The sequence below is a fragment of the Paenibacillus nanchangensis genome (genome assembly GCF_046543445.1).
GTDB lineage: Bacteria > Bacillota > Bacilli > Paenibacillales > Paenibacillaceae > Paenibacillus_AQ > Paenibacillus_AQ nanchangensis.
Genome location: NZ_JBHOFD010000008.1, coordinates 92,702 through 106,817, shown reverse-complemented (window position 1 = coordinate 106,817; position 14,116 = coordinate 92,702). Strand labels below are relative to the sequence as shown.

13 protein-coding genes are annotated in these 14,116 nt (G+C 49.6%); all 13 read left to right on the top strand.

The genetic code is table 11. The features are described 5' to 3' along the window. The first annotated feature begins 101 nt into the window (after nucleotides 1-101). The 13 genes from ACE6ED_RS08150 (at nucleotide 102) to ACE6ED_RS08090 (ending at nucleotide 13,218) form a co-directional block, all read left to right on the top strand. Nucleotides 102-1,466 carry a flagellin N-terminal helical domain-containing protein gene (locus tag ACE6ED_RS08150; RefSeq protein ID WP_410826611.1) on the top strand — a complete coding sequence of 455 codons (1,365 nt, stop codon included), beginning with the start codon at nucleotides 102-104 and terminating at the stop codon, nucleotides 1,464-1,466. Nucleotides 1,467-1,597: 131 nt separating this feature from the next. Further along, the gene (locus ACE6ED_RS08145) at nucleotides 1,598-1,981 is read left to right on the top strand and encodes a flagellar protein FlaG (RefSeq protein WP_410826610.1); all 384 of its coding nucleotides are present in this window, start codon (nucleotides 1,598-1,600) and stop codon (nucleotides 1,979-1,981) included. A 21-nt stretch (nucleotides 1,982-2,002) separates the two neighbouring features. Then, nucleotides 2,003-3,478 carry a flagellar filament capping protein FliD gene (fliD, locus tag ACE6ED_RS08140; protein ID WP_410826609.1) on the top strand — a complete coding sequence of 492 codons (1,476 nt, stop codon included), beginning with the start codon at nucleotides 2,003-2,005 and terminating at the stop codon, nucleotides 3,476-3,478. A 17-nt stretch (nucleotides 3,479-3,495) separates the two neighbouring features. Continuing rightward, entirely contained in the window at nucleotides 3,496-3,894 is a 399-nt protein-coding gene (fliS, locus tag ACE6ED_RS08135; protein WP_410826608.1) for a flagellar export chaperone FliS, read from the top strand. A gap of 5 nt (nucleotides 3,895-3,899) precedes the next feature. Then, nucleotides 3,900-4,241 (top strand): hypothetical protein, encoded by a 342-nt coding sequence (locus tag ACE6ED_RS08130; protein ID WP_410826607.1) that lies wholly within the window; start codon nucleotides 3,900-3,902, stop codon nucleotides 4,239-4,241. Between the two features lie 258 nt (nucleotides 4,242-4,499). Beyond that, the gene (locus ACE6ED_RS08125) at nucleotides 4,500-4,697 is read left to right on the top strand and encodes a cold shock domain-containing protein (protein WP_038699258.1); all 198 of its coding nucleotides are present in this window, start codon (nucleotides 4,500-4,502) and stop codon (nucleotides 4,695-4,697) included. Nucleotides 4,698-4,956: 259 nt separating this feature from the next. After that, nucleotides 4,957-6,450 (top strand): S-layer homology domain-containing protein, encoded by a 1,494-nt coding sequence (locus ACE6ED_RS08120; protein ID WP_410826606.1) that lies wholly within the window; start codon nucleotides 4,957-4,959, stop codon nucleotides 6,448-6,450. 285 nt (nucleotides 6,451-6,735) lie between these two features. Next, nucleotides 6,736-7,272, top strand: a complete 537-nt coding sequence (hpf, locus tag ACE6ED_RS08115; RefSeq protein WP_410826605.1) for a ribosome hibernation-promoting factor, HPF/YfiA family — start codon at nucleotides 6,736-6,738, stop codon at nucleotides 7,270-7,272. Between the two features lie 280 nt (nucleotides 7,273-7,552). Continuing rightward, nucleotides 7,553-10,060, top strand: a complete 2,508-nt coding sequence (gene secA, locus ACE6ED_RS08110; RefSeq protein WP_410826604.1) for a preprotein translocase subunit SecA — start codon at nucleotides 7,553-7,555, stop codon at nucleotides 10,058-10,060. 137 nt (nucleotides 10,061-10,197) lie between these two features. Continuing rightward, nucleotides 10,198-11,311, top strand: a protein-coding gene (gene prfB, locus ACE6ED_RS08105; protein ID WP_410826603.1) for a peptide chain release factor 2 whose coding sequence is annotated in 2 segments (ribosomal slippage) — nucleotides 10,198-10,269 and nucleotides 10,271-11,311 — 1,113 coding nt in all. Because the reading frame shifts where the segments join, the coding sequence is not laid out codon by codon here. Nucleotides 11,312-11,338: 27 nt separating this feature from the next. Continuing rightward, on the top strand, nucleotides 11,339-12,223 hold the full coding sequence (locus tag ACE6ED_RS08100; RefSeq protein ID WP_410826602.1) for a YitT family protein: 885 nt from the start codon (nucleotides 11,339-11,341) through the stop codon (nucleotides 12,221-12,223). 273 nt (nucleotides 12,224-12,496) lie between these two features. Beyond that, nucleotides 12,497-12,913: an HI0074 family nucleotidyltransferase substrate-binding subunit gene (locus ACE6ED_RS08095; RefSeq protein WP_410826601.1), complete on the top strand. Its 417-nt coding sequence runs from the start codon at nucleotides 12,497-12,499 to the stop codon at nucleotides 12,911-12,913. After that, nucleotides 12,910-13,218 (top strand): nucleotidyltransferase domain-containing protein, encoded by a 309-nt coding sequence (locus ACE6ED_RS08090; protein ID WP_410826600.1) that lies wholly within the window; start codon nucleotides 12,910-12,912, stop codon nucleotides 13,216-13,218. Before ACE6ED_RS08095 ends, ACE6ED_RS08090 begins: the two co-directional genes overlap by 4 nt. The last annotated feature ends 898 nt before the right edge of the window (nucleotides 13,219-14,116 follow it).

Genomic DNA, 14,116 nt, shown 5'->3' with positions numbered 1-14,116 from the left:
TATATATTTTAGACGCTGATCCTGCAGGGCGGCCGACCTTAACGGTTCGGCGTTTACCACACGGATGTGGAACTAATTACATTTCAGGGAGGAAATACCCAATGATTATCAACCACAATATTGCGGCGTTGAACACTCATCGCCAGCTGTCCACGAACACTGCCAACACGAACAAAAATATTGAGAAGCTGTCTTCTGGTCTGCGCATCAACCGTGCAGGCGACGATGCTGCAGGCTTGGCAATTTCCGAGAAAATGCGCGGACAAATCCGCGGCTTGGACATGGCTTCCAAGAACTCGCAAGATGCAATTTCCCTGATTCAAACTGCTGAAGGGGCTTTGAACGAAACACACAGCATTCTGCAGCGTATGCGTGAGCTTTCCGTACAGTCCGCGAATGACACGAATACTTCGACTGACCGTGGCGAGCTCCAAAAAGAAATCAACCAGTTGACTCAAGAAATCGACAGAATCGCTACTACAACTGAGTTTAACACTAAAACGCTTTTGACTGGCGATTATGGAACAAAAGCTGTTTCCAGCGCACCTGCTAACGTATCTGTAAAATCTGCTCTTGCATCGACAATTACTGAAGGAACTTACGCAATTGAAGTTACTGCTGCTGCAGTACGGGGAACTGAAACTGGAGATGCGGATCTCTCTGGCGCAACAACTATCGTTAAAGGTACCAATGATACTCTTGTACTGAATGGTACAACGATCACGTTTGAAGCAGGGAACTATACTTCAGACCAAATTGCTAACAAATTGAACGAATACAAGGAAAAAACTGGCGTTACTGCTTCTATCGCTGGGAACAACCTCGTATTGACTAATAATAAGGTTGGTACTCAAACGAATACCATTGCAGGTAACGCTGTAGCTGAACTTGTAGGAACAGCAGCTTCTGTACCTGGTGCAAATGCAGCAATTTCCGTTAATGGAGCAGCAGTTGGTGTATCCGTAGATCCTAAAGATGGTCGTACTCTTACGATTACAGAGGGAGCGTTAAAAGGTCTCGTTCTGGATGCTAAAGGAGCTCTGAACTCTACAGCGACTATTACTGTAAACAAAGAAGAACTCACTATGCAAATCGGCGCAAATGAAAATCAGACTCTTCAAATCTCTGTTGAAGATATGAGAGCTGCTTCCATTGGCGTAGACGCTATTGATGTAACAACTTCCGGCAGAGCATCTGCTTCGATCACCACAATCAATAAAGCTCTTGAAACAGTATCTGGCGAGCGCGCTAAATTGGGTGCTTACCAAAACCGTCTGGAGCACACAATTAACAACCTGAACACTTCCTCGGAGAACCTGACTGCTGCTGAGTCCCGCGTTCGTGACGTTGATATGGCTAAAGAAATGATGCAACAAACCAAGAACAACATCCTTGCTCAAGCTGCTCAAGCAATGCTGGCTCAAGCCAACCAACAGCCGCAAGGCGTTCTGCAACTGCTCCGTTAATATTATCTTCTTTTATAAAAGCTCCGGATTACTCCGGGGCTTTTTTTGTTTTTTTTCTCTTGACATCCTAAATAATCCCTTATTCTAGCCGATATATATAGTATCAATTAAGAGTCGCTGGAGGTTGGAGCATGAATGTGCAGTTTTCTCTATCCGCTAATTCAGTACATGGTGGACAAAGTAAACCTGAACAGGCAGTTGGGAGTATAACGAACCCCATTGATAGGCCTATTATCCGGGATGAGCAAGAGTTAGTTTCCCAAGAGAGAAAAGGTGTGAATGTCTCTGTTGCCGAGGAACAATTGATTCGGACAATTGAGCGGGCAGTCAAAGCACTTCAAGGACCTCAAACCACTTTGGAAGTTAGCATCCATGAGAAAACACACGACATTATGGTTAAAGTGCTCAATAAAGATACCGGCGAGCTGATTCGTGAAATACCACCTGAGAAAACGCTGGATTTAGTTGCGAAAATGATGGAAATTGCAGGTATATTAATTGATGAAAAAATTTAATTCACTCTTGGAGGTGCTCTTTTGGTAAACCGGATTAATGGGTTCTCAGGGATGGATATCGACGGAATGGTCAAAAGCATGATGGCCACTAAACGAGTTCCATTGGACAAGATGAATCAGAATAAGCAATTGATGGAATGGAAACGCGACAGTTATAGAGACATCAATAGTAAGCTGTACGATTTTCGTAATAACAAGCTAATTGATAAGTTTGGTATTTCTGCTGCGCTTAACGCTAATAAAGCTACAGTTACCGGTAATACTACTTCAGTTAAGGCAGAAGCACTAGCGGCAGCAAACGGGATTGACATGGAAGTCATAGTTACAAAATTGGCTGAGAAAGCTACAATAAAAACTGCTGGGGTAGGTAGCAATCTGAATTCGGATACAACCCTGGCTACTTTGAATTCAAAATTAGCCACACCAGTAACAGAGCCGTATACGTTAGAAATAAACGGTGAATCTTTTACTTTTGAAAGTTCAACTAGAATATCTCAGGTAGTTGCAAAGATAAATGCTAATACCAAAGCAGAAGTGACGGCTAGTTATGATGAGGTAAAGGGTCAACTCATTTTGACTTCTACAAATAATGGCTCGGAGGGAGAACTAAAACTAGGGACCAATCACTCACTTCTAGATTTATTTAAAGGGTATTCGGGTCCTGCTACCGTAAAGGGTACAGATTCAGAAGCAATTATTAATGGAGAAACAGTTAAAAGAAGCTCCAATATGTTTGTTATAAACGGTGTACAGTTGACTTTGCTCGAGAAAACGGGGACACAGCCAGCCTCAAAAATCACTACCCAGATTGATTCCGAGAAGCCGCTTGAAACAATAAAGAGCTTTATTGAAGAGTATAACAAGCTGATCAGCACGATGAATACAAAAGTAAATGAAGCCAAGTATCGTGACTTTACCCCACTTACAGATGAACAAAAGAAAGATATGGAAGAAAGCGATATTAAGGCATGGACTGAAAAGTCGAAAAGCGGTTTACTGAAGAATGATGACATACTAAAAGCGTCGGTGCAGGGGATGCGTATGGTCATAACAGAAAGCTTGGGTGCCCTTAGTGAGATAGGTATCACAACCGGAACATACTCTGAGAATGGAAAACTCATTCTTGATGAAACGAAATTTAAAGAAGCATTAAATAAAAACCCGCAAAAGATTGTTGATTTGTTTCAAGGACCTGCAAGTGAACCTTCTACTGGTCTTTTTGACAAACTGGCGGAGAAAGTTAGTGGTACATTGCAAGATCTTTCGGATCGTGCGGGAACCGATAGATTTTCGGCAAGCTTGACTGGTACTTATAAGACAGATAGTGTTATGGGGAAACGATTAGAAGAATATAATGCACGTATCAAAACTCTCCAAAAAAACTTAACAATGATTGAGACACGATACTATAATCAGTTTACAGCTATGGAGAAAGCTATAAGCAAGTTGAACTCCCAATCCTCAAGCCTTTTATCCAGTCTGGGAACCACTTCATAATATAAAGGATGAGATAAATGATAACTTCTCCCTATGAGAAATATCGGCAGTCGGCTGTTCAAACTTCGACTCCAGCACAACTCGTCGTTATGCTATATGACGGTGCAATCCGCTTTATAAAGGCGGGTTTGGATGGCATGGAAAAAAGAGACAATGAAAAGACAAATACGAATTTAGGCAAAGCTCAGACTATTGTGAGTGAACTTATGAGCACACTCAATCACCAGTATGAGGTCTCGAAGAACCTTGAGTCCCTGTACGAGTATACAAATTTTCTTCTACGTGAAGCTAACATTCGTAAAGATGCCTCTAAAGCAGAAGAAGCAGTAGGGTATTTAATTGAACTCAGAGAAACATGGGTTACTGCCCAAAAGATTATCTCAGGCCAAATGCAGGCCCCTGTTTTAGAGGAATAGCACATATGGATATCTCTGGAGAGATTCAATTATTTAAGACAATGACCGTTTCCCTGATGGAACGCTTAAACGACGCCACCTTCGAAGAACTGGAGACTTTCGTGGAGGAGCGTCAGGCAGTGGTCGACGATCTAGTTCGGCATTTGTCGACAACATCCGCGACGGATGCGCAAAAGATCGAAATTGCCGGTATTTTGGAGAATGACGGTGCGATTCAAGCCCGAATGAACGCCCTGCGGTTGGAAGCTCAGGACTTCCTCTACAAGCGCGGGCAGGCGAAGACACAGCGAAATGCCTATGAGGCGGGGTATGCGGCGGACAGTATCTTGATGGACCGTCGCAAGTAGGCGTAGGCTATAAGCATAATTTAATTAATTATTTATAACCAATGTTTCAACCAAGGAGCAGGCGGGTATTTAATACTCGTCTGCTCCTGTTTTTGAAATATGTACCCATGATTAGCCAAGTTGATCATAAAATTGGCATGGAAAATACTTGAAGGTAACCATTTTCTTTTCCAATTGACAATCGCGAAGCAGCGGTGGTATAGTCAAAACTGTGAGCAAGACTCACGTTCATTTGATGATGAAGGGAATGTTCAAGCAATGGAAGGTAAAGTTAAATGGTTTAACGCAGAGAAAGGTTATGGCTTTATCGAGACTGCAGAAGGCGGCGACGTATTCGTACACTTCTCCGCAATCCAATCCGAAGGCTTCAAGACTCTGGAAGAAGGACAATCCGTGGAATTCGATATCGTTGAAGGAGCACGCGGTCCGCAAGCTGCTAACGTAATCAAATTATAATCATCCGGCACACGCCGACCCTACATATAACGTAACGGTTGATGGTTAGCAATTGAGACAACGCTAGCGCAAGCCCCTGGGAGAAATCCTAGGGGCTTTTCCATTTTGTTAGCGCTTTTCTAAACTGTAATTCCAACCAAATGGAAAAAAATTGGGATTATGTGTTAACCTCACATGAAATGTGGGTAATGAGTTACGTTGAGCTTTTTATTATCTTACTTGCTTCACACTATTCTATGTCGGAAGGATGATTAGCAAAATGAAAAAAGGATGGCGCGGTCTTGTGACCGGAATTCTGGGCGTGAGCCTGCTGTTCGGTTCGCTTGGAACCGCAAGCGTATCGGCCGCTCCTGTGCCGAAGGATATCAAAGGACACTGGGCGCAGGGCCAGCTTCAGGACTGGCTGAATAAAGGATATCTCGGAGGTTATAAGGACGGTACGGTCCGGCCTAATAAGCCGATTACCCGTGCGGAGTTCGTAGCCTTGATCAACCGTCTTTTCGGTTATAAGCAAACGACTGCGATAACCTTTAAGGATCTGAAATCTTCCAACTGGTATTATACAGAAGTGGCAAAGGCGGTAGCCGCAGGGTATATCGGCGGCTACGAAAACAAAACGTTCCGCCCGAACAATCCGATCACCCGCCAGGAAGCGGCGGTCATTGCATCAAAGGTGCTGAAACTGAACACCTCTTCGACAACGCTGAGCTTTAAGGACGCCAAGCAAATTCCGGCTTGGAGCAAGGGAGCTGTAGCGGCAGCGGCGGCCAAAAAGATCATTAATGGTTATCCGAACGGCACGTTTGGACCGAAACGTGCGTTGACCCGCGCCGAGGCGGTCGGCATTATCGCCAATGCGGTTGTGCATAAGCCGAGCCAAGGCGGTACGCTGCCTACGCCGACCCCGACACCAAGCGCCAGCCCGTCCCCTAGCCCTAGTGCAACCCCTGCCCCGACAGCAACCGTTCCTCCAGTTAGCGGCGGAGGCAGCGGTGGCGGTGGTGGCGGCACCGGCGGTGGTGGCGGAGGCGGAGGCGGCGGAATATCCGCACCTACCGTAACCAACCTGACTTATGGTCAAGTTGGCACAGTAACCGCCGATGTTTACCTGACCCCGTCCGTAACGGGCGATGTGTATTACGTTGCAGTGCCTTACACCAGCAACATTGCATGGCCAAGCGCTTTGCAGGTTCGTGACGGCAAAGATGCAGCCGGTCAGAACGCGGTAAACAGCGGCCATGTTAAGGCTACGGGTACAACCAACGTATCCTTCCCGGTTTACGGATTGACCGCGAATACAGAGTATGCCGTATTTGCGGCGATGACCGACTCCACTGGCGGCAACTGGTCTTCTGTACAGATGCTTCGGCTGAAAACACAGCCGGCTGTGGCAGGAGGAATCACCGCGATTCGTCCAGGAACAATTGGCACACCAGGCCCTAACGGAACGGTAACTGCCGATGTGTATGTGACTTATGGTTCGGCTGCTACCACAGACCATCTGTATTATGTTGTTCTTCCGGCTAGTGAAAAAGCACCAAGCGCTGCCCAAGTTCTGAACGCTCAGAACAGCAGCGGACAGACGGTAGCCGCTCCACTGTCTGGAAATAAGGCAGAGCCTGTCGGCACAGAAGCGACTCATCTGGCTTTGGCCGGGCTGAACGCCAACACGGAATACAAGCTTTATCTCGTGACATCAACCGGCAGCAACAATCCGTCTCCGGTTGAAGTGTTCCGTTTCCGTACCCGATAAGATGCAGCAAACGATTAATATGCAGCAACAGATGAACTGATAAAAAGCTCAGCACCAGCCGCTTTAATCAAGCGGCAGCAGCAGGCCTGGAAGGAACCCTCCTTCCGGGCCTGTTTTGCATCAAAAAAGTGTAAAGGGTCTTTGGCCGGATAGCCCGGTATTCCAAGGGGGCTGAAATGTCGGAAATTTGTAGGATTTTTACAGGCCGAGGGAACGAACTTCTTTAATTGTTTTTTACTTGGCGCTTACAATTTGCTATAATAAAGGTGCAAAGGAGGAGTGCCCATGCAATTCAGCATTCGAGGTCAACAAATTGAAGTGACTGACGCTTTGAGAGATTATGTTGACAAGAAACTCAGCAGACTTGAGAAGTATTTCGATGCACCCCCTGCTACGGAAGGTAATGTGACGCTGAGCGCGCTCCGCGGGCTTCATACCGTGGAAGTGACGATTCCGCTCCCCGGCGTAATGCTTCGGGCGGAAGACCGCAGCGACGACATGTACGCTTCAATTGACGCAGTGGTGGACAAGCTGGAGCGCCAAATCCGCAAGCACAAGACCAAGCTCAATCGTAAATTCCGCCAGGAAGGCAGCCTGAAATCCATTTTTGTGGACAATGCGGCGCCTGAGGAAGCCGATGAAGAGCTGGAAGTTGTGCGTAACAAGCGGTTTACTCTGAAACCGATGGATGTGGAAGAAGCGATCCTGCAGATGAATATGGTGGGTCATAATTTCTTTGTTTTCTCCAATATTGACACTTCCGAAGTCAGCGTGGTCTACAAACGCAACGACGGCAAGTACGGCTTGATTGAACAAGGCTGAACCCGGATAAGCGGGAAGCCGGATGAACGCGGGAGGCGGATCCTTCGTTTCCATGACGTTTCTATCATGAATGCAAATCTACCGAGCCCCTACCCGCCAGCCGGGTAGGGCTCTTGTGCGTATAGAGGATTACCGATTTTTGCCTGGTCAAGGGGCTTGTATTGCGGCATCTCTTACAAACTGTTACAATTTATGAAGCAGCGGAATCGATTAAGAACATTGCCCTTTCTCTGAGCGATTGCTCGATTCCACCATCTGTGTTGCATGAAAGGGGTTAACCATGCTAGGACTTGTTAAAAAAATATTCGGCGACACCAACGAACGCGATGTCAAACGTCTGATGAAGACGGTCGAACTGATCAATGGGCTGGAGCCGGAATTTACGGCGCTTTCGGATGAAGCGCTGCGCGGCAAAACGGAGGAATTCCGAGCACGGGTCGCGAAAGGCGAGACGCTGGAAGAACTTCTCCCAGAAGCGTTTGCAACCGTACGCGAAGCTTCCAAACGGACGCTGGGCATGCGGCATTTTGACGTTCAGCTGGTCGGCGGCATGGCGCTGCATGAAGGCCGAATCGCTGAAATGAAGACCGGCGAAGGGAAAACGCTTGTCGGTACGCTTCCGGTTTATTTGAACGCTCTGCTCGGCAAAGGCGTGCACGTGGTAACGGTCAACGATTACCTGGCACAACGCGACAGCCAGCAAATGGGCCAAATTTATAACTTCCTGGGCATGTCGGTCGGGGTCAACCTGAGCGGGATGGACCATCCTTATAAACAAGAAGCTTATGCCTGCGATATTACGTACGGCACTAACAATGAATTTGGTTTCGACTACCTGCGGGACAACATGGTGCTGTACAAAGAGCAGATGGTACAGCGTCCGCTGTATTTCTGTATCATCGACGAAGTGGACTCCATTTTGATCGACGAAGCCCGTACCCCGCTGATCATTTCCGGTCAAGCGGAGAAGTCTACGGAACTGTATTATGCTGCGGACCGTTTTGTGAAACGGTTGAAGCCGGAAGAAGACTACACGATTGATATTAAGGTTAAATCGGTTGCTTTGACCGAGAAGGGCGTTGCCCAAGCCGAAAAGGCCTTCGGAATCGAGAATCTGTACGACCACAGCCACGTCACACTGAACCATCACATTGTACAAGCGCTGAAGGCAAATGCTATTATGCGCCGAGATGTGGACTATGTTGTTACAGAAGACGAGGTTGTTATCGTTGACGAGTTCACGGGCCGTCTGATGGCCGGACGCCGCTACAGCGACGGTCTCCACCAGGCGATTGAAGCCAAGGAGAACATTGAAGTACAGAACGAAAGCATGACGCTTGCCACGATCACATTCCAGAACTACTTCCGGATGTACCGCAAGCTGGCCGGTATGACCGGTACGGCGAAGACGGAAGAAGAGGAATTTAAGAAGATTTACGGCCTGGAAGTGCTCCAAGTGCCGACGAACAAGCCGAACAAACGTAACGATATGCCTGACGTGGTATATAAAAGCGAAAACGGCAAGTTCAACGCGGTAGTTGAAGAAATCGTTAACCGCCATAAAAATAACCAGCCGGTGCTTGTCGGTACAGTCTCGATTGAGAACTCCGAACGGGTATCCGAAATGCTGAAGCGCAAAGGCGTCAAGCACCAGGTGCTGAACGCCAAGCATCACGCGGCGGAAGCCGAAATCATTTCCCAAGCGGGCCAGCCGGGCACCGTTACGATTGCAACGAATATGGCCGGCCGCGGTACGGACATTATTTTGGGCGAAGGCGTGCCGGAGCTTGGCGGCCTGCACATCATCGGTACGGAGCGGCATGAGTCGCGGCGGATCGATAACCAGCTGCGCGGACGTGCCGGACGCCAAGGCGACCCGGGTTCCACACAGTTCTACCTGTCGCTTGGCGACGAGCTGATGAAGCGTTTTGGCGCGGATAACGTGCTGGGCATGATGGACCGGCTTGGTTTTGAAGAAGATCAGCCGATTGAGAGCCGCATGATTACGCGTGCTATCGAGTCCGCCCAGAAGCGGGTTGAGGGCAACAACTTCGATATCCGTAAAGTCGTTCTGCAGTATGACGACGTGATGAACCAGCAGCGCGAGATTATTTACAAGCAGCGCCGCGAAATTCTCGAATCCGAGAACATCAAGGATATCGTGATTGAAATGATCAAGCCGGTTATCGAACGCGTGGTTGAAGCTCACTGCAGCGACGATATTCCAGAGAACTGGGAGCTGCAGGAAGTGGCCGATTACGTCAACAGCAAGCTGCTTGACGAAGGCGCGCTTACCCGCGATGATCTGTGGGGCAAGGAAGTTGAAGAATTGGTCGAATTCATCTTCGGCAAAGTGCTGGAGAAATACGCGGCCCGCGAAGAGCGTCTTGGCTCCGAGCTGGTGCGTGAATTCGAGAAGGTTATCGTGCTGCGCGCTGTCGACAGCAAGTGGATGGACCACATCGACGCAATGGACCAGCTGCGCCAAGGGATTCACCTTCGCGCTTACGGCGGTACCGATCCGCTTCGCGAATACCAGTTCGAGGGCTTTGAAATGTTTAATGCCATGACCGCGAGCATTCAAGAAGAAGTGGCGACCTATATCATGAAGGCCCACATCGAAACGAATCAGGAGCGGCAGTCGGTGGTCGAGGAGGACAAGATCTCCACGAACGCTGAACCGGCAGAAAAGCGCCCCGTTCAGGTGAAGGATACGGTTGGCCGGAATGACCCATGCCCTTGCGGCAGCGGCAAGAAATACAAGCAGTGCCACGGACAAAACGCGTAAGCGGATGTCCGCTGAGGAAGCCGGCGTAATCACCATTTACCGGCAAGCAACTTATAAATAGCTTGACGGCTGGGCCCGGGTTCTCCGATGCGGCCCGGCCGTTTTTTCAAATTAGACGAAAGGTGAAGTGAACACAAATGATCGATCCAAGTGTGAAGCAGGACCTGCGCGAAATGGGCAAGAAATTAACTAACCTTAGGGGGTCTCTTTGACTTAGACCTCAAGCAGGAAATGATCGCGAACTTTGAGGAAAAAATGTCGGCTCCGGATTTCTGGGACGATAACGAAAAAGCGCAGAGTGTCATCGCCGAGATGAACGCCGTAAAATCCTCAGTGGATCAATATGAGAAGCTGCAGCAGGAATACGATGACGCTTCGATGATGGCTGAGCTGGCCGATGAAGAAGGCGATGAAGATCTGGCGGCCGAGATTGCCGGCTCCGTGAAGGCGCTCAGTGCGAAGCTCGACGAGTTCGAACTGCAGCTGCTGCTAAATCAGCCATACGACAAGCTGAATGCAATCCTGGAGCTTCATCCGGGGGCGGGCGGCACCGAGTCGCAGGACTGGGGCCAGATGCTGCTGCGCATGTACACCCGCTGGGCGGAAAAACGCGGTTTCAAGGTCGAAGTAATGGACTATCTCCCGGGGGACGAAGCGGGAATCAAAAGCGTTACGCTGCTGATCAAAGGTTTTAACGCTTATGGTTATCTCAAGGCGGAAAAAGGCGTACACCGTCTGGTCCGCATTTCGCCGTTTGACGCTTCGGGCCGCCGTCACACTTCTTTTGTATCCTGCGACGTGGTGCCGGAGATTTCGGAGGATGTTGATGTTGAGATTCGTACAGAGGATCTGAAAATTGATACCTACCGTGCAAGCGGCGCCGGCGGTCAGCACATCAATACGACCGACTCGGCCGTACGGATTACCCATATTCCGACCGGTGTTGTGGTTACCTGCCAGAACGAACGCTCACAGATCAAAAACCGTGAGCAGGCGATGACGATGCTGCGCTCGAAGCTGTATGAGCGTAAACTGGAAGAACAGCAGAAGGAGTTGGACGAAATCCGGGGCGAACAGTCTGATATCGCCTGGGGCAGCCAGATCCGTTCTTACGTGTTCCACCCTTACAGCATGGTCAAAGACCACCGCACTTCAGTCGAGACCGGCAACGTCGGCGCAGTAATGGACGGCGATCTCGACGCTTTTATCGACGGCTATCTGCGCAGTCAGATCAAGACAGAGGCCGAATAACGGGCCGGGTATGGAGACAATGTTCGTATGGATACGATAAATAAACGCAACAAACCGCCGCTGATCCCGCTGAACGGGCCGCTGCGCCATGCGGTTGACCTGGGGCTGATTACGCTCGGTTCGCTCATTACGGCGATTGCATTCAATTGGTTTATGCTTCCGAATGAAATTGCTTCGGGCGGCGTATCGGGCCTGTCGGTTTTGGCAAAAGCCTGGTTCGGCGCAGAACCGGCGTTTACACAGTGGGCGCTGAACATTCCTTTGTTCGTGCTGGGCGTGTGGCTGCTGGGTAAGCAATACGGCGCCCGTTCGCTGATCGGGAGTGTGATTCTGCCGCTGTTTATTTTTTTGACGCGGGAGGGTCCGATTCCAACCCATAATCCGCTGCTTGCTTCCATTTACGGGGGGATTGGCGTCGGGCTGGGTCTCGGCATCGTCTATCGTGGACGGGGTTCGACCGGTGGGTTGAGCATCCTTGCGCAGATCATTCAAAAGTACACGGGCATGACGTTTTCCGCTTCAGTGGTGGTGCTCGACGGCACAGTGATCGCGCTGGCAGCGTTTGTGCTTGGAATGGAGCAGGCGTTGTACGCTCTGATCGGCCTGTATATTACCGGCAAGGTCATTAACACGCTGGAGATGGGTTTCAGCTACACCAAGGTGGCCTACATTATTTCAGACCACACGGAAGGCATTTCGCGCGCGATTCTTGAGGATCTGGACCGTGGATTGACCAAGCTGAACGCACAAGGCGGTTATACCGGCGATGACCGGGTGGTGCTGATGACCGTAGTCGGCCAAAATGAAATCACCCGGCTCAAAGCAATTGTCCGTTCGGTGGACCCGGCGGCGTTTGTGATTATCACCGAAGCCCATGAGGTGCTTGGGGAAGGGTTTAAGCGAGAGGCGTAGTCCGGGGGGACTGCGTCTTTTTTTCGTAGAGGTGTGATTTGCAGCTGGAGGATGGACGCTTGGGATGAGGGAGTGAAGAGATCAGGAGACAAGGGGATGGGGACCTCTCGAGATTGAAGGAGCGGCGAAGGCGGATTTTGACAGGAGGAACTTAAGGGGTGGTACAATGGGGGCAAATGAAAGTAGGAGCAGCATTAGAGGCAATGATAATATGGACAATGAAGAATCAAATAGACGAAACGTCAAATAACTGGCGCAAGGAGGGGAAAAGAGATGAACAGACAGGGGATCGGCATGCAGGATGAAGTGGGACGGAATAAGCTGGACCAGCTTAAGCAGGCAGCCGGGCGGCTGCGGCAGGGCACGGATGATCCCGCTCTTCAGGAGGAGTATAAGCTCGACGTGATGATTCAGCGGTTTGAATTGGCTTACGATTTAGCCTGGAAGCTGCTGAAGCATGTGCTGCTGGAGCAGGGCATCCGGGCGATTAGTCCGCTGGAAGTGTTCCGTGAGGCTTTTCCGTTCGGCTGGCTGGGCGAAGATCCCGAGCTGTGGCACAAAATGATCCGCGACCGCAACGACACCACCCATACGTATAACCCGAAGCACGCCGCCTACATTTGCGATAATATCCGCCTGGACTATCTTCCGGCGCTTGAACGGCTGTGCGCCAAGTTGGAGCCGCAATGACCGGCGGGATGGGAGGGATTCATCCGGATGCCGTGGAACGAATGCTTATGGTATGCCGCCGCACGCCCGAACTGAAACAGTTGGTCCTGTTTGGCTCACGTGCCCAAGGCCGTCATGGACCCGGCAGTGATATCGACTTGATGTATACGGGAGAGAACGTGCCCGCACGGTTTGCTCATGAACTGGCGGAGGCCGCCGGCTTATACAGGCTGGATCTGTTGGAATTCCGGCAGACGCTGGACGTGGTGCTGAAGCGGGAGATTGAGCGGAATGGGATTGTGTTTTACGAGCGGATTCAGGAATAAAGCAGTTGAAAATGCATGGTGGATAATGTGCAGAAAACAAGTAAACAAGTAAAGAAGTAAACAAGTAAAGAAGTAAACAAGTAAACAAGTAAACAAGTAAACAAGTAAACAAGTAAACAAGTGTACAGGTGGGTAGTGGTAGTTAAAAAGTGTACAGCGGGCTCTGCGGAAGCAGGGCTTTTTGGCGTTTATAGGATAGATGTATTGAAATCCGGGAGCGGGAGCCTGATATGGAGTCAATTTGGAGCGGTAGGAGCGAAGCGATCACCTTAATTTCTGTTGTTCTACGGTCTATATTGACTGAAGCTCTGAAAACAGGAATGCGTGGGTGGCGCAAAGGCGATTTGGAGCTTTAGAAGCGAAGCGATGCCTTTGTTTTCGGGGTTCTACCGCTAATCTAAATAGACTGAACTACTGTAAGACAGGAGAGAGGAGCAGGCACGGAGGCAATTTGGGACATGAGCGAAGCGACTGGCTATATTTTCCGGCGTTCTATCGTCCATACTGACTGAACTACTGAATACAGAGAAGCGGGGATGGCACGGAGGCGATTTGGAACTGTAGGAGCGAAGCGCTCGCCTTTATTTTCGGAGTTCCACCGCTAACCCAGACTACTAATTAAGAACTCCGAAAATAACAGCGACCGGAAGTCCAAATGCGCCGCAGGGACAGCGCCGCCCTACCTGTGTTTCTTCGTTCAGTCTACATGGACTCTCCAGTCAGGAACTCCGAAAATAACAGCGACCGGAAGTCCAAATCCGCCGCAGGGACAGCACCGCCTCACCTGTATTTCTTCGTTCAGTCTATATGGACTACCAATCAAGAACTCCGAAAATAACAGCGGTCGAAAGTTCCCAATCAACCGCAAGGAGGCGAATAGGCGCAAGAAACGGAAAAT